The organism is Allobosea sp., assembly GCF_035944895.1.
GTDB lineage: Bacteria > Pseudomonadota > Alphaproteobacteria > Rhizobiales > Beijerinckiaceae > Allobosea.
Genome location: NZ_DASZAT010000012.1, coordinates 323,179 through 337,754 on the forward strand (window position 1 = coordinate 323,179; position 14,576 = coordinate 337,754).

Here is a 14,576-nt window from a genome sequence, read left to right on the forward strand (position 1 = left end):
TGAATGGGCAACTGTCTCAAACAGCTAGGCACTGTTGGTCGGTCGTCCCTAGTCGGTGGAGAGGACACCCTCCCGCTCCAATACTTGCCGGACCTCTTCGAAAGCCGCGGAGATTCTTCCAGCGGGAAATCGTATCTGCCCAAGGCCCTGGATGTTGGAGAATTCCTCGCACCCCTCTTCCAGCATAACGATGCCTTTGGTGAAGCCGAGCCGTCCTTGAAATAGCCCCACCTCATGGATGACGTTCATTCTGGCCTGTAACTTCCCATCCTTCTGCTCGTCTTCGGCCGTCATGATAACGAAGGCGACGGCGGCGGCATCCAGCATCTCGTTTAACCGGGCGATGTTCGTCACGCCTGCCACTGGGACGCGGTTGAACTCATCGAATGGTAGGCCAAGTCGATCTTTGACAAAGTCCTTCAACTCTCTCCACGCGCCCGAGCGCCCATGCCCGATGAAGACGTTAGTGCCGACCCGGCTGGCGGCGACATTGCGCGATGCCCGCCTAGCAAGGTGCGAACCGGCCTTTCGGGCGAGTTCAGCCAGCTGCCGGCATGCGAGGAAACTGCTGTTCAGAGACCCAGTCTCAGCCAAGATCGAAAAGTGCGGCGGCACCTGCAGTCCCTGCCCCAGCGCTTCGATATCGGACGATAGGAACTGACCCCGTGGCTGCCACACCTGCAGAAGCTGAGTCGAGCTGTATCCGTCAATGGTCTCCAAATCCGCCAAGAGTTTTTCAAGAAACTTGTCGTCGCCCCTTACCGCCTCGCCGGTGAGGATTGATCCGATGTCAGACTTAGCGGACCTGAGATAGGCTGCCGTTTTCGGCTGCTGCTCGCGGACAGAAGCCATTCCTGGGCTATCAGCAGAAGATCGGATGTAATCCGTCACAACCTTCGCGTCGTACTCTCGCCAGTCGCCTACGGTCTCGGAAAAGTAGTTGTCTCGGAGGCCACTCTGCTGGCTGAAGCGCGCACCCTGCGGTGGCGGCCGGAACTCCGCATAGTAAACCCGCGCATGGTAGCCGAGCCAGGAACCAGAGAACGATCGTCCGACCTCGGTCGCGGCATTCGTGAGGGATTGTAGCGCGGCCTTTGGCCTTTCCGTTTCGATCCAGCTGGCCGCGGCCTCCAGCTTAGCCGCAAGCTCCAGCAGTTCCTCGTCAGCCCGCATCACTCTTCCTCGCCGATCGAAGGAACATGGGACCGGCGGCGAGCGGGATCAGGGTATGCGGCCAGCTATCAACACCTTTTTGAGGTTCCGTCTAACGACGATAGGAGTCTAGGCGAGCATCCGGCGATGGGTTTGGGAGTTGCATGGTCGGTCCACCGCACAAACAAGCGACATACTTCAGGCGGTTCAGGCATAAGCTGGCCATCCTCCGGATGCCGGTGGACGGCCAGCCAATCAACGTCAGCTGCTGGCGCGCACTAGATCGGGAGAAATGAGGCAAATCACCCCCCTGAGCCTTGGCGATCGACCGTTTCGGCGCGATGCAGTCGCGCATGGGTTGCCAACTTTCCTGTTTTCCCGCTTTCCGTTATGTTCGGCAGGGGGAATACAGTGTCGCAAGATTCGCTCGAATCAGCACAGCTCTCGCAGCTGTCGATCTACCTAACCAAGGTAGGAACCAGCTTCGACGATGTCATCAACCTTGATGGCGGCATTGCGCGAAAACCAAACTTCCAACTCCGGACGTTTGATGTAGACGGCGGTTCGTGCCGGTTCTTTTATTTTGAAAGCACGACTGCAAAGGCCACGCCTCCGTGGCTGGAGTTCGTCAATGAACGGCTGGATGCGGGTCAGGCGCTCTCGTTTGCTGGCAGTAGCCGCAATCCAAACGGTATTTTGCTAATCTCGGTAGACGGCCGGCTTTTCGCCGCAGCATTCGGACGCAGCGCCGGCGCCTGCCTCACGCGGAAGGTTCTGGAGCTCGATTTCGGCATCCGAACCGCCATGAACCTGTGTGGCAATGAGCGGGTCCGTCAGACTCGTACCCAAAACAATTCTATTACACCTACCCACATCGACCGCCAGGTTGCGATGCCCTCCGACCCGTTCGTTCTTGGCCTCAGCGAAGCGGAGGACTTGAGAGCTATCTCCGCGCACCTGAAGGGCGAGGAGAACGTCACGTTGCAGGGGCGCGATAGTCTGACAATCAAGGCTTTGGGTGATAAGAAGCTCACGTGGCCGACGCTGATCGGCCGCCTTCGCAGCTTCCTCGTTGCTTATGACAGCCGCGACTTCGTGGACCTGTTTCCCAACTACCGGAATTTCACACCAGCCACGAACGAGGAAACAGAAAAGCTCGACGATATGCTCATCGAGACGCTCAGGTCAGGCGCGCTCGACGGCATCCAACTCTGGGTGCCCGAAATTCTTCAGGATGATGAATTCAGTTTCGCATACTCGGCCAGTGAGAAGCGAGAGAACAACGTCTATGGGTACTTGGACGTTGCGCAACTGAACGCTGAGCTTAAACTCGAAAGTATCACTCTCACGCGCCTGCAGTCGAAGCGGATTTTCGCCTACTCCCACGCCGACAGCCGCATTCGCGAGGACAAGTGGTGGTCGGTGTACGATTGTCTGCTCATCGAGCAGAAGCTCAGCGCCGACCATTTCCTTCTGAGCGCGGGACGGTGGCAAAAGGTTGACCCGGACTTCTATAGGACTGTGACGGACTTCGTCCGCACCGAGGTCGTAGAAGAGGCCTGCGAAGACCTCTATAAGGGCATCGATATCGCCGACATTGCGGCCGGCAAGAACAAGGAAGAGCTCTTCAATGTCGAGGCGTGCCGTCGGCGTGCAGAAAGCGTGCTATTCGACAGATCTAAGCTACAGATCGGCCGCGGTCGAAAGGATAAAGAGTTCTGCGATATTCTCGATATCACGAGCGCTGGAGTAGTTCGTATCATCCACTGCAAGCCGCTCAAGGGCTCGTCGGCCCTGAACTATCTCTTCGCGCAAGCCCAACTATATTGCGAGGCTTTTCTAAGCGACGCGACCTTCCTGTCCGACATCCGTGCCCATATTCAGTCCTCCGGTTGCCCCACCATGCAGGCTTATCTCAATGTGATCGCAGCCGAGCCGCGCCAGGTTAAGGGACAGGACTACTGCGTCTGTCTTTGGCTCCTGTACGACGAAAAGCTAAAAACGGTGCCGACGCGAACTGAATTGCCCCTTATCGCTCAATTTGGGCTCAAACTCATGCATGATCGGCTCCGTAATGTATGTAAATTCCAGAAAATAGTCCTGCGGTTCGTTCCTGTGAAAATGGTCAACTTTAAGAGCACGAAACCGCTTAAAATGGCAGCATGAACAACCAGGGCTTTAACTCGACCCTCGACGGCATCACGGTATACTGAAATTTATTCTAAATCGGTCGTGGGCTAGGCTGAATTCGCCGAACTCAATTACTTTTTCAGTTTTTCTGCCGCTGCATTGAGTTTTTCGCGATCGTTACCGACGCGTTTTATCAGATTCTCGGCCTGGTCCCTGCTAATGCCATGCTTCCGCGCAAAGTAGTTAACTTCATAACCTTGCCCAGCAGCCACTTGTCGCCGATCAGTGCCGCCTCGCTTAGCTTTATCGTCCGCCATTGCGTATCTCCGTTTGGGAATCGCGCGCCCGACTTCGCCTTACTCATGCACGTAACAGTTCTGCTCACAAGAGCGCTTGGTGCAGCATTTGCGGCGCGACATCGTCGAAGATTGCAGATTATTTGAATTTCTGCTTGGAGGCCGTCCATCAACTTCCGTTGCTGGCGCTCGGCAGTCGGATTAGCTATCAGTTTTGAAGCAGTATCTCTGCACATCCGCGGCGCCGACTTCTTCAACACAATCGGCGCATAGCCGACCTTGCCGTTGCGCCGGAAGGTTCAGACGAGGAGGCAAAGCGGGTTGGCTTGATCGATGCCGTCAATGCCTATCGGCTGAAACGGGATTCGCCAGCAACCGCGGCGATGACAAACTCCATCACCTCGTTGGAACAGTACGAGGCGGCGAACCAGAGAGTCGCGGAGCTTTGCAACTTTGCCGAGGAAACGCCGCAGGCAGAAGAGTTGCATTGGGTGATAGCTGATATTTGCGCTTGGGATGAAGAGCGCGACGACGCGACCGGCCGGCGATGATCTGCTCGATGGACAAGGCTATTGCGGGGCCTTCAACTTGGCCTGCTCGGCATCAGCCTCTAAAAGCAGCACCTGCAATCGAGCGACGGCCAACGCGGGCAAATGCAGTTCCAGATCGTTTGGATCGTCATGCATGCCGAACCTCAGGATTGCGCCCTCCAAAGGGTCGTCGCTGATCGTGATGCATTTTACGTCGGTGACGTGAAGTAGCAGGGCCGGCTTCCGTGGCATGGCCGCCTCCGAGGGCCGTCATTGAGGTTAGCACCGCGCCCGGCGCCCATGGGACGCCGGGCATTTCTTCAGGCGCGGCCTTGCGGGCCTTCCCGGTAGGCCGCGGCAAAGGCCGCGACGTCCGGCGCCAGAATGCCGTATTTCTCGGCCAGCGTCGCGAAGATGCCGCGAACGGTCTCCGCTTCCACTTCGCCGCGCATAGCGGCCAGACAGGATTTCATCGCGAAGTTGTGGGCTGGGTCGCGCTTGCTGGGCGGCCAGTCGACCAGGAACATGTAGGCTTCCATGACTGACGAAATCGCCGCGGGATGACCTAACCCGACGAGTATGACGACCGGGCGTTCAAAGTGTTCGGTATTCATCGGTCGCAGCCCCAGGTAATTACATCTCGAACGCTCATAGCAGTCCTCCTTGCGTTCAAAAGTGCGATGCATCCAGGCGCCGGGTTCCTCGCCCGGCGCCTGACATCAGCCTTCAGGCAGCCTCTGCTCAGGCTGCGCGCTTCTCCGAGCCGATCTGCGGCCGATCGGCTTTCGGCAGTGCGGTACCGGTGGCGATCTCGATCCGGCGCGGCTTCATCTCCTCCGGCAGCTGGCGCTTCAGATCGATCGTCAGCAAACCGTTCTCGAGGTTGGCGGCCACGACCTTGACGTGGTCCGCGAGCTCGAAGCGGCGCTGGAAGGCGCGCTCGGCGATGCCGTGGTGCAGGTATTGGCCATTGTCTTGGCCGGCCTTCTGTCCGGACACCATCAGCAGGTTCGGCTCATGCGTGATCGTGAGTTCGTCCTGCGAGAAGCCGGCCACTGCCATTGCGATACGGTAGTCGTCGTCCCCGGTCTTGACGATGTCGTAGGGCGGCCAGTTACCCGCCGGGTCCAGCCGGCTCGCAGCTTCGAGCGTACCGAATATACGATCGAAGCCGATACTTGACCGATACAGAGGAGAAAAATCGAAGACGGTTCTCATAGCCACATCCTCCATTGAGCAATATGGGTACAAGTCGGCCATTCCGAAGTCTTACCGACGCCGGCTTGACCGGCCGATCCCATAAGAGGCGATCGGCAATTGTCGATTTGGATCAGATCAACCGGTGTTCAAGAGGGTCGGCGACATTTTTTGTAGGCACCGTTCGATGGCTCGGACAACGGCGTCGCACGAGAGTTCTCCGAATGAGCTGAAGAAACCTTGCAGCCGGCACTGCCCCGCCGAAAGCTCGGCGGGGCTCGGATCATGTCAGAATGATCGCGAGGATGAATCCGCTCGCTCCGGCGAGCATCGCCAGTGCCGTGAACCGAGCCAGGCTGGCCTTGTCAAAAGGCCGCCTGCTTCGGATGAATTCGACAGCGGACATCTGAATCTCCACGCTCACAGGGAGAGGAGGTCGCCGGGCGCCGTCTGTCTGCTCGTCCTGCCAGCGCCGAGCTGCCTGCCACTCTCGCCGTGATCGAGCGATGTGAGTGCGTCCATCACTTCGTCGAAGCCGATCGGGTGGGCTGCGAAGGGTGGGTGTCGCAGCGCGGGACATGAGTCCACGGCGCAGGCATCGGATGCCCAGGACGACAGGATCGCCCGCTTTTCCGAGTTCGGAAGCGTATCGTCGAGCAGGACATCATACGGGCGCTCATAGAACCGACTTGGGTGCAAAAGCCGGGCAAGCGCTGCGTCGTCCGTGTCCGGACGAGCCGGCGGCACGATCGCGGTCAATGGCTGGCTCATCGATTGTCCTCCAAAAAGCTCCTTTCAGTTGCTGCGCGAGGCGCGCGAGATGAATTTGGGTCCCGCAGGGAAAGCTTCAAGAGGTTCGAGCGGCGCCTCCTTACTGCAGCCGGAACTCGCCACTGACTGCGCTGAGGTCGGCGGGGCCGATCAGGTCCTTGTGAGCGACGGTGATGCGGAACAGCTTGCCGTCGAGCTTGGCCTGCCAGAAGGCGAGGAACTTGTTGAGCTGCGGAAAGCGTGGGGCAAGGTCGTAGTCCTGCCAGATGAATTCCTGCAGGATCGAAGGGTGATCCGGCAGGCGATAGAGGATGCCGGCGGTGGTCAGGCCATAGCCCGCGATCTGGCGGGCGAAGTCGGTGGACGCCATTCCTTTCAGCTCCATGGTTGCTCTGCGCATGGCAGCGCAAATCCAATGCGCCGGCAAGCCGAAAAGTTCCTCTTAGCTGTACGAATTCAAGGCGTTAGCACTCATGCGAAAAAAGTGCTGCCAGCCTCTTGAAGGCAAAAATGGGGCAACCTAGATCTTTGCGCGGGCACGGCGCCTCAGGGGCGCGCGGAACCTCGCCGCGAGACCCGCATAGGGCCGGCCCGCTTTGACATGTGACCGACATGGAAACTGGAGGAACTCATGAAGTTTCGGCCACTGCATGACCGCGTCGTCGTGAAGCGCATCGACGCCGAGGAAAAGACCAGGGGCGGGATCATCATTCCCGACACCGCCAAGGAGAAGCCCCAGGAAGGGGAGGTCGTCGCCGTCGGCGCCGGCGCGCGCGACGAGACCGGCAAGCTCGTGCCGCTCGACCTCAAGGTCGGCGACCGCGTGCTCTTCGGCAAGTGGAGCGGCACCGAGGTCAAGATCGACGGCCAGGATCTCCTGATCATGAAGGAGTCCGACATCATGGGCGTCGTCGAGGCGACCGCGACCCTCAAGCAGGCCGCCTGACGGGGCCTCATCCACATCATCAACCTGAAACCTCAAGTCTGAAGGAGTGAGGAATCATGGCTGCGAAGGACGTGAAGTTTTCGCAGGACGCCCGCGAGCGGATGCTGCGCGGCGTCGATACGCTGGCCAATGCGGTGAAGGTCACGCTGGGACCGAAGGGCCGCAACGTCGTGATCGAGAAGTCGTTCGGTGCTCCCCGCATCACCAAGGACGGCGTCACCGTCGCCAAGGAGATCGAGCTTTCCGACAAGTTCGAGAACATGGGCGCCCAGATGGTGCGCGAAGTCGCCTCGAAGCAGAACGACGCCGCCGGTGACGGCACCACCACCGCGACCGTGCTGGCTCAGGCCATTGTGAGGGAAGGCGCCAAGGCCGTTGCTGCCGGCATCAACCCGATGGACCTGAAGCGCGGCATCGACCTTGCCGTCGAGGCGGTGACGAAGTCGCTCGGCGAGCATTCCAAGACGATCACCGGCTCGGAGGAGGTCGCCCAGGTCGGCACCATCTCCGCCAATGGCGACCGCACCATCGGTGCGATGATCGCTGAGGCGATGCAGAAGGTCGGTAAGGAGGGTGTCATCACGGTCGAGGAAGCCAAGACTGCCGAGACCGAGCTCGACGTGGTCGAGGGCATGCAATTCGACCGCGGCTACCTCTCGCCCTATTTCGTCACCAACACCGAGAAAATGGTCGCGGAGCTGGAAGACCCCTACATCCTGATCCACGAGAAGAAGCTCTCGGGGCTCCAGACGATGCTGCCGCTGTTGGAAGCGGTGGTGCAGACCGGCAAGCCGCTGCTGATCGTGGCCGAGGACGTCGAGGGCGAGGCTCTCGCCACCCTCGTCGTCAACAAGCTGCGCGGCGGGCTCAAGATCGCTGCGGTCAAGGCTCCCGGCTTTGGCGACCGCCGCAAGGCCATGCTCGAGGATATCGCCATCCTGACCGGCGGCACCGCCGTGAGCGAGGATCTCGGCATCAAGCTGGAGAACGTCACGCTCGAAATGCTTGGCCGGGCCAAGAAGGTGCGCATCGAGAAGGAGGCGACCACGATCGTGGACGGCGCCGGCTCCAAGACCAATATCGAGGGCCGCGTCGCGCAGATCAAGGCGCAGATCGAGGAGACCACCTCGGACTACGACCGCGAGAAGCTGCAGGAGCGCCTGGCCAAGCTCGCCGGCGGCGTCGCCGTCATCCGCGTCGGCGGCGCGACCGAGGTCGAGGTCAAGGAGAAGAAGGACCGCGTCGACGATGCCCTGAACGCCACCCGCGCCGCGGTGGAGGAAGGCATCCTGCCGGGCGGCGGCGTCGCCCTGCTGCGCGCAGTCACGGCGCTGGAAGGCCTGAAGCCGGCCAATGACGACCAGAAGACCGGGGTCGAGATCGTCCGCAAGGCGATCACGGCGCCGGCCCGCCAGATCGTCGAGAATGCCGGCGGCGACGGCGCGGTCGTGGTCGGAAAGCTGCTGGAGTCGTCCGACTATGCCTGGGGTTACGATGCCCAGACCGGCGAATATGGCGATTTGGTCAAGGCCGGTATCATCGACCCGACCAAGGTCGTGCGCACGGCGCTCCAGGATGCCGCTTCGGTCGCGGGCCTGCTGATCACCACCGAGGCGATGGTCGCCGAGCTCCCGAAGAAGGACCCGCCGCCAGCCATGCCCGCCGGTGGCATGGACTATTGAGAATCGAGGGCGCCGCCGCTTGCGCGGCGCCCTTCCCAACGCCGCAATCGCCTAGGCCTCCCGAGGGAAGCCGTGCCCTTTTCATCGCTGACCGATCCTATCGAATTGGCCCGCGCCGAGGCCGCTCTTGAAAAGGCTTGGGCGGAACTCCAGCCATCGCTTCCTTCTGGTTGCGGCGAGCGGGAGCGGACGAATCTCGCCTACGTCGTTGCTTCGCTGGTTCTTCTGGCTCTTGACGAGGACGACCTCGCACAGCGAGCGATCGATCGGTTTCGCGAGAAGGCCTAGAGCCTCGGAAAGCCCCTACATTCGTCTCAATCGCGTTTGGCATCCAACATGACCGATGGCCCGCAGGAACCCCAGCAAATCTCCCCTTCCGACCGCTTCAAAGCCATGATTACGAGCGCCGAGAGCGCAACATACGGGCTCAAGGATAATCTCTTGGCCGTCATGACACGGGATGGATCGGCAACGTGGCAGACCGTCGCCGCTCATATCGAGGCCCAATTACCCGACGCGGGCGAGTTCGCGACTGCGCGGTTGAATGCCATACTCGCTTTGATCAGGACACTATCCAACGGGCGAGTGGCGGAGAGTAGATGATCGGCATCCGCCGATGCTCGACACCCGCCGCGAGATACCGCCTTTCTGCCTCATCCAATTGAGAATTCCGAATGACAACGACCGCTACCGCCGAACATCGCAGCTTCGAAGCCGACGTCTCCCGCCTGCTGCACATGATGGTGCACTCGGTCTATTCGGATCGAGACGTGTTCCTGCGCGAGCTGATCTCCAACGCCGCAGATGCCTGCGAGAAGTTGCGCTACGAGGCAATTGCCAAGCCGGAACTGCTCGGCGACGAGCCGAAGCTCGCCATTACGATCGCCGCCGATACCGAGGCCGGCAAGCTCGTCATCATTGACAACGGCATCGGCATGAGCCGCGACGAGATGATCGAAGCGCTCGGCACGATCGCCCGTTCCGGCACTCGCAGCTTCATGGAACGTGTCGCTACGGCCGAGGGCAAGGAAGGCGCCCAGCTCATCGGCCAGTTCGGCGTCGGCTTTTACTCTGCCTTCATGGTCGCTGGCGAGGTCGAGGTCGTCAGCCGCCGCGCCAGCAGCGACGAGACCTGGGCCTGGTCCTCGAACGGCAAGGGCGAGTTCACCGTGGCGCCGGTCGCTTTGAACGAGGCTCCTGCGCGCGGCACGCGGGTGACGCTCCATCTGATGGACGATGCCAAGACCTATGCCGAGCGTTGGACGCTGGAGCGCATCGTCAGGGAGCAATCCGGCCATGTCCCGGTGCCGATCGCTCTGGTCGAGAAGCCCGGAGCGGAGGCAACGACGCTTGCCGACGGCGCCGCGCTCTGGACTAGGCCGAAGAGCGAGATTTCCAAGGATGAGTATGTCGATTTCTATCGCAGCGTCGCTGGGCAATATGACGAGCCGGCCGCGACCATCCATTTCCATGCCGAGGGCCGGCACGAGTATAGCGTGCTCGCCTTCGTGCCGGGCGCACGCCCGTTCGATCTCTTCGACGCCGAGCGCAAGGGGCGGATCAAGCTCTATGTGAAGCGCGTCTTCATCACCGACGAAGCCGAGTTGATGCCGCGTTATTTGCGCTTCGTCCGCGGCATCGTCGACACGGCCGACCTGCCGCTCAACGTCTCCCGCGAGATGATCCAGGACAGCCCGCTGCTCGGCGCGATCAAGAAAGGCGTCACCAACCGGGTGCTCTCCGATCTTGCGAAGCTGTCAGAGCAGGATGCCGCGACCTTTTCCCTGGTCTGGGAGAATTTCGGCGCGGTGATCAAGGAAGGGCTCTACGAGGACTTCGAACGTCGCGCCCAGCTTCTCGGTCTCTCCCGCTTCCGGACCACGGCTTCCGGCGAAGGCTGGCGGAGCCTGAAGGAGTATGTTGGCGCGCTGAAAGAGAACCAGACGGCGATCTTCTACATCGCTGGCGACGATGCGGGCCGGATCGCGAACTCGCCACAGCTCGAAGGCTTCCGGGCGCGTGGCATCGAGGTCCTGCTGTTGACCGATCCGGTCGACAGCTTCTGGGTTTCGGGCATGCCGGAATTCGAGGGCAAGCCGTTCAAGTCGGTGACGCAAGGCGCGGCTGATCTCGGCCTCGTCCCGTTGCTTGACGGCGCGGCGCCTCCGTCTCCTGAAACGGGTGAGAAGATCACCACTCTGCTCGCGTCGATGAAGGAGATTTTGGCCGATGAGGTTGCGGATGTCCGATCCTCCGATCGGCTGACCGAGAGCGCGGTCTGTTTGGTTGCGTCGGATCAGGGGCCGGATCGCCAGTTCGAACGCCTGCTCAGCGCGGCAGGTCGAGTCGAAAGCGCGGCAAAGCCGATCCTCGAGGTCAACCCGCATCATGCGATGGTTTCGGCCCTCGCTTCTGTCGAGGATGGCGCGCTGCGTAGCGACGTCGCACACCTTCTCTTGGACAGCGCCCGCGTCTTGGACGGCGAGCGCCCGGCAGACGCAAATGCATTCGCGGAGAGGCTGAATCGGCTCGTAACGCGCAGCTTACGCGACAACTGAGCGACGAAGCCCTCAATGTCGGCTTTCAGGCGTGGGTCGAATGTCCGCACATGGCGCCGAGCGATGGGTTGGATGAGTTATAGTAGCTTCGGATGCGGCATCCCGATGGAGGATGCGTAATGCTTGTCGAAGCTCAACCGATCCATCAGCGTCCTGCCTGGAACACCGGCCGCATCATCGGCCCGAAGCCGCCGTTGAAGCCGCGCCACATCTGGGCGATCCGGACACGGCTACAGCACGATCGGCGTGTGCGAGATCTGGCAATGTTCAATCTCGCGATCGACAGCAAGCTGCGCGGCTGCGATCTCGTGCGGCTGCGCGTGGGCGATGTCGTGCTCGGCGGAACCGTAAGATTGAGGACGTCGATTATCCAGCAGAAGACGGGTCGACCGGTGCCGTTCGAGTTGACGGATACGACCCGAGAGGCGCTTACAGCTTGGCTGAGGAAGCGCCCGGCCGACAATGGCGAATGGCTCTTTCCGAGCCGCAGTCGGCCACGCGATCACGTGACAACCAGGCAGTACGGCCGACTGCTCGATGGCTGGGTCGCTCTGATTGGCCTCGATCCCGCACTCTACGGGACGCACAGTCTGCGGCGGACGAAAGTTGCCCTGATCTACAAGCGTACCGGCAATCTTCGCGCATGCCAGCTCCTACTGGGGCACTCCAAACTGGAAAGCACCGTGCGCTACCTCGGCATCGAAGTTGATGATGCTCTCCTCATCTCCGAGCAGACGGACCTGTAACCTATCCGGCGCGGCGGGCAGCTGCCGCGCCGTGACCAATAGCCCCACAGCTGCGAACTTGCATCAGCTCGGACGGAAGCTTGGAGAATGAATGTCAGCTCTCCGGCCACAGCCCGCTTCTGCTTGTGACGCATCGCAGAGCTACACCCGTCGGCAGCTTGATTCTAGCGCGAGCTCAGCCGAATCCTTTCGCCGGGAGTCAAACCGCCGTGATCGTAGATTAGATGCATCCACTTCTGCATACGGTTCAACAGGATGACCAACGGAGCGGTCAGCTGTCGATACTCGTCCAGGCTTTGCAAGGTCGGAAGTGCATTCATATAAGCTTCGCCGATTTCCTTCATTTTTGGAAAGCCGAGGTCGGAGAGGAAGAGAAAATGGTCGAATGGTTCAGTTAGAAAAGATTTTGTGAGCCGCACAATAAACGGCAATGTCATATCGCTGTCGGTCGATACTGTCAGGAGCTTCGATCCAATATTCGGCCCGTCCTGAAGTAAGTAGCTGTTCATGAAGAACATTGTGGCAGGGGACGTGTCCGCCTGAATGAGCTCGAGGACTTCTTGCGGCTCGTTTAGCCACACCCGATCCACCTCATCGTTGATCCGATTGACCGCATGACGCCAGTGGTCACTCGGCAGATCTTTTCCGAATTGCACGATCGGAGATGACACCTCGACGGGACTGCTGGAGGAACGGATACCGATCTTGATTACCTTTCGCTGTGCCCTAGTCACCGTGTGGTCACGGACAAGCTCACCGAGCCTGATCAGAGCCGGCAGGTCGTCCGGGTGAATTTCTGCGAACTTGTTGACCGGCGCGCTCTCGGGGGTCTTGTCGTTATAGGTGATGCAGATTTGGGCGCTCGGCTGATAAAGATAGACGTCGCCCAGTCGCCGCGTGACCATGTTGCCTGGTTCGCTGTCGATGATCCGCGTTGGCATGTAGATCGCACGTCCCGAAAAGAGGACATGATGCAACACCGTCTGAAGCGGCAGTTCTGCGAGCACCTTTTCGACCAGTGCCGGATTCCGGTCGGTCAGGAACCGAGCCCGAAGCGAGAGGTCATATTCCGGGACGTCGAAACGAAGCGTTGCCGCATCCATTGTGAGCGATTCCTATGCGTTCAATGAGCAAAGGGGGCCGCGCGCTGAAAGCACGCAGTTGCAAAGGTGCTGGCGAACCTGACTGAGCTCAGACTTCCAGATATCCGGCGTGGGACAGCGTCAGGTACTCGCGCCCTTGGGCGGTAATCAGGATCGTGTCCGAAATCTGAGTCTGAACCTCGCCATAGATCTGGATGTGAGGCTCGAACGTGATCAGCATATTCGGCTCCAACACCTCGTCCGACTTTGCATCGATCGAAAACTGCTCATGGGCCCCAAGGCCGATGCTGTGACCAATACGGCCCGGGAGGTATGCGCCATAACCCCGTGACTCGAGCCGGCTTTTGCTCGCGTTGTAGATGTCTCTGAAGGGGACCCCCGGTTTAATCAGCAGGTCGACCTCGGAGCGGATTTCAAGAATGTCATCCATTGCCTTGCGGTAAGCAGAAGGCAGAGAGCCGACTGCCACCGTGCGCTCGTTCTCGGCATGAATACCGTTTGCAATCGTCCAGCTGAGAAGGGTGACGGCATCGCCGCGCTTTGGTGTGCGTTGACTGGGATTGTCGCAATTGTAGAACGTGCGCTCGCCGGACAGAGCCCAGAAGGACAGGTTGTTTTGAACTCCACCTTCCAGCGAGCCAAAATCGCACACTTCGACCTCTGGGTAATTGGCGGACCAGTGCTGGTTCATTGCATGCATGGCTGAGACGCAGATCTCGCGCTCATTCCGGCCCGCGCGTAGCGCCTCATAGGCGGCGTCCATGCCGATATCGGATAGCTTCGCCGCGATCCGGGCGTTGCCGATCTCGTCGGAATCCTTGATCAAGCGGCAGCGTTCGATAATGCGTCCGGCGTCGGTGAACTGCGCTCCCGGCAGCGCCTGGCGGAGCTGCTTCATGCGATCGATAGAAACGAAGTTTTCCTCGATGCCGATCCTCTTCGCCGAGCAGCCCAAATCGCCGAAAACGGTAGCCAGCGCATCGAGCCAGTTGGCTCCCAGCGTGACCTTGCTGGACCAGTAGCCGAACAGGCGGATGTCCGACAGCCAGGAACTGCCGCGGCTATGCTCGTCGCGAAGCGCATGCACGAGCATGATCGGCTCGTGGTCGGGAGTGATGATCGCGATGACCGGTTGAGAGTAGATGATCGGATTGAAGCCGGTCAGATAGAAGCTGTTTTCCGGCTTGAAGGAGATGATCGCATCGCAATCATGCTTCGCCATCAGCGCCTTGAGACGATCGATCCGAGCCGGGAGCGGTGCCGGGGTTGGTTTCGCCGGCGCCAGTGGTGAAGCTGCAGCTGCCACGAGAATCTCCCCAGGTGTCGAAGGCGGAAAAAGCGCGATGCGTGACGTTATTGAATATAATAATTCATGAGTCAACACGTTAGAGAATGGATGAATAGAACGGCGAAGCGAGCTACTGTGGATCTGGCAAGCCGGGAGGCGTGCACCGATCCAAGGCAA

17 protein-coding genes are annotated in these 14,576 nt (G+C 60.1%); 7 read left to right on the top strand and 10 right to left on the bottom strand.

Translation table 11 applies throughout. The features are described from left to right. Positions 1-48 precede the first annotated feature (48 nt). Positions 49-1,173 carry a TIR domain-containing protein gene (locus tag VGV58_RS23670; RefSeq protein ID WP_326876503.1) on the bottom strand — a complete coding sequence of 375 codons (1,125 nt, stop codon included), beginning with the start codon at positions 1,171-1,173 and terminating at the stop codon, positions 49-51. A 390-nt stretch (positions 1,174-1,563) separates the two neighbouring features. Between VGV58_RS23670 and VGV58_RS23675 the strand changes: the two genes are divergently transcribed. Beyond that, entirely contained in the window at positions 1,564-3,318 is a 1,755-nt protein-coding gene (locus tag VGV58_RS23675; RefSeq protein ID WP_326876504.1) for a DUF6119 family protein, read from the top strand. Positions 3,319-3,413: 95 nt separating this feature from the next. Here the strand turns inward: VGV58_RS23675 and VGV58_RS23680 are convergent, their stop codons facing one another. Further along, entirely contained in the window at positions 3,414-3,599 is a 186-nt protein-coding gene (locus VGV58_RS23680; protein WP_326876505.1) for a DUF3606 domain-containing protein, read from the bottom strand. A gap of 305 nt (positions 3,600-3,904) precedes the next feature. Here VGV58_RS23680 and VGV58_RS23685 point away from each other — a divergent pair, with 305 nt between their 5' ends. Continuing rightward, positions 3,905-4,129, top strand: coding sequence for a hypothetical protein (locus tag VGV58_RS23685; RefSeq protein WP_326876506.1), 225 nt, complete (start codon positions 3,905-3,907; stop codon positions 4,127-4,129). Between the two features lie 18 nt (positions 4,130-4,147). Here the strand turns inward: VGV58_RS23685 and VGV58_RS23690 are convergent, their stop codons facing one another. The 6 genes from VGV58_RS23690 to VGV58_RS23715 form a co-directional block, all read right to left on the bottom strand. After that, positions 4,148-4,360 carry a hypothetical protein gene (locus VGV58_RS23690; protein ID WP_326876507.1) on the bottom strand — a complete coding sequence of 71 codons (213 nt, stop codon included), beginning with the start codon at positions 4,358-4,360 and terminating at the stop codon, positions 4,148-4,150. A gap of 68 nt (positions 4,361-4,428) precedes the next feature. Continuing rightward, on the bottom strand, positions 4,429-4,722 hold the full coding sequence (locus VGV58_RS23695) for a DUF982 domain-containing protein (RefSeq protein ID WP_326876508.1): 294 nt from the start codon (positions 4,720-4,722) through the stop codon (positions 4,429-4,431). Positions 4,723-4,849: 127 nt separating this feature from the next. Further along, a complete protein-coding gene (locus VGV58_RS23700; protein ID WP_326876509.1) occupies positions 4,850-5,326 on the bottom strand; it encodes an Hsp20 family protein in 477 nt (158 codons plus the stop codon). 262 nt (positions 5,327-5,588) lie between these two features. Continuing rightward, positions 5,589-5,711, bottom strand: coding sequence for a hypothetical protein (locus VGV58_RS23705; RefSeq protein ID WP_326876510.1), 123 nt, complete (start codon positions 5,709-5,711; stop codon positions 5,589-5,591). A gap of 14 nt (positions 5,712-5,725) precedes the next feature. After that, positions 5,726-6,076: a hypothetical protein gene (locus VGV58_RS23710; RefSeq protein ID WP_326876511.1), complete on the bottom strand. Its 351-nt coding sequence runs from the start codon at positions 6,074-6,076 to the stop codon at positions 5,726-5,728. Positions 6,077-6,176: 100 nt separating this feature from the next. Then, the gene (locus tag VGV58_RS23715) at positions 6,177-6,446 is read right to left on the bottom strand and encodes an usg protein (protein WP_414644073.1); all 270 of its coding nucleotides are present in this window, start codon (positions 6,444-6,446) and stop codon (positions 6,177-6,179) included. 261 nt (positions 6,447-6,707) lie between these two features. Between VGV58_RS23715 and groES the strand changes: the two genes are divergently transcribed. From groES to VGV58_RS23740, 5 genes are all read left to right on the top strand, one after another. Next, entirely contained in the window at positions 6,708-7,022 is a 315-nt protein-coding gene (gene groES / locus VGV58_RS23720) for a co-chaperone GroES (protein WP_326876513.1), read from the top strand. 56 nt (positions 7,023-7,078) lie between these two features. After that, on the top strand, positions 7,079-8,704 hold the full coding sequence (groL, locus tag VGV58_RS23725) for a chaperonin GroEL (protein WP_326876514.1): 1,626 nt from the start codon (positions 7,079-7,081) through the stop codon (positions 8,702-8,704). A 72-nt stretch (positions 8,705-8,776) separates the two neighbouring features. Further along, the gene (locus tag VGV58_RS23730) at positions 8,777-8,992 is read left to right on the top strand and encodes a hypothetical protein (RefSeq protein WP_326876515.1); all 216 of its coding nucleotides are present in this window, start codon (positions 8,777-8,779) and stop codon (positions 8,990-8,992) included. Positions 8,993-9,378: 386 nt separating this feature from the next. Next, on the top strand, positions 9,379-11,262 hold the full coding sequence (gene htpG, locus VGV58_RS23735) for a molecular chaperone HtpG (protein ID WP_326876516.1): 1,884 nt from the start codon (positions 9,379-9,381) through the stop codon (positions 11,260-11,262). A gap of 119 nt (positions 11,263-11,381) precedes the next feature. Continuing rightward, positions 11,382-12,008, top strand: coding sequence for a tyrosine-type recombinase/integrase (locus VGV58_RS23740; RefSeq protein WP_326876517.1), 627 nt, complete (start codon positions 11,382-11,384; stop codon positions 12,006-12,008). A 164-nt stretch (positions 12,009-12,172) separates the two neighbouring features. On the opposite strand, the gene VGV58_RS23745 is transcribed toward VGV58_RS23740, so the two are convergent. Both VGV58_RS23745 and VGV58_RS23750 read right to left on the bottom strand, forming a co-directional pair. Next, positions 12,173-13,111 (bottom strand): cucumopine synthase-related protein, encoded by a 939-nt coding sequence (locus VGV58_RS23745; RefSeq protein WP_326876518.1) that lies wholly within the window; start codon positions 13,109-13,111, stop codon positions 12,173-12,175. A gap of 88 nt (positions 13,112-13,199) precedes the next feature. Continuing rightward, positions 13,200-14,417, bottom strand: a complete 1,218-nt coding sequence (locus VGV58_RS23750; protein WP_326876519.1) for a M24 family metallopeptidase — start codon at positions 14,415-14,417, stop codon at positions 13,200-13,202. Positions 14,418-14,576: the final 159 nt, after the last annotated feature.

Coding starts and splice junctions, on each gene's coding strand:
- VGV58_RS23670 (WP_326876503.1), bottom strand. CDS start 1,173: ATGCGGGCTGACGAGGAACTGCTGGAGCTTGCGGCTAAGCTGGAGGCC.
- VGV58_RS23680 (WP_326876505.1), bottom strand. CDS start 3,599: ATGGCGGACGATAAAGCTAAGCGAGGCGGCACTGATCGGCGACAAGTG.
- VGV58_RS23690 (WP_326876507.1), bottom strand. CDS start 4,360: ATGCCACGGAAGCCGGCCCTGCTACTTCACGTCACCGACGTAAAATGC.
- VGV58_RS23695 (WP_326876508.1), bottom strand. CDS start 4,722: ATGAATACCGAACACTTTGAACGCCCGGTCGTCATACTCGTCGGGTTA.
- VGV58_RS23700 (WP_326876509.1), bottom strand. CDS start 5,326: ATGAGAACCGTCTTCGATTTTTCTCCTCTGTATCGGTCAAGTATCGGC.
- VGV58_RS23705 (WP_326876510.1), bottom strand. CDS start 5,711: ATGTCCGCTGTCGAATTCATCCGAAGCAGGCGGCCTTTTGACAAGGCC.
- VGV58_RS23710 (WP_326876511.1), bottom strand. CDS start 6,076: ATGAGCCAGCCATTGACCGCGATCGTGCCGCCGGCTCGTCCGGACACG.
- VGV58_RS23715 (WP_414644073.1), bottom strand. CDS start 6,446: ATGGCGTCCACCGACTTCGCCCGCCAGATCGCGGGCTATGGCCTGACC.
- groES (WP_326876513.1), top strand. CDS start 6,708: ATGAAGTTTCGGCCACTGCATGACCGCGTCGTCGTGAAGCGCATCGAC.
- groL (WP_326876514.1), top strand. CDS start 7,079: ATGGCTGCGAAGGACGTGAAGTTTTCGCAGGACGCCCGCGAGCGGATG.
- htpG (WP_326876516.1), top strand. CDS start 9,379: ATGACAACGACCGCTACCGCCGAACATCGCAGCTTCGAAGCCGACGTC.
- VGV58_RS23740 (WP_326876517.1), top strand. CDS start 11,382: ATGCTTGTCGAAGCTCAACCGATCCATCAGCGTCCTGCCTGGAACACC.
- VGV58_RS23745 (WP_326876518.1), bottom strand. CDS start 13,111: ATGGATGCGGCAACGCTTCGTTTCGACGTCCCGGAATATGACCTCTCG.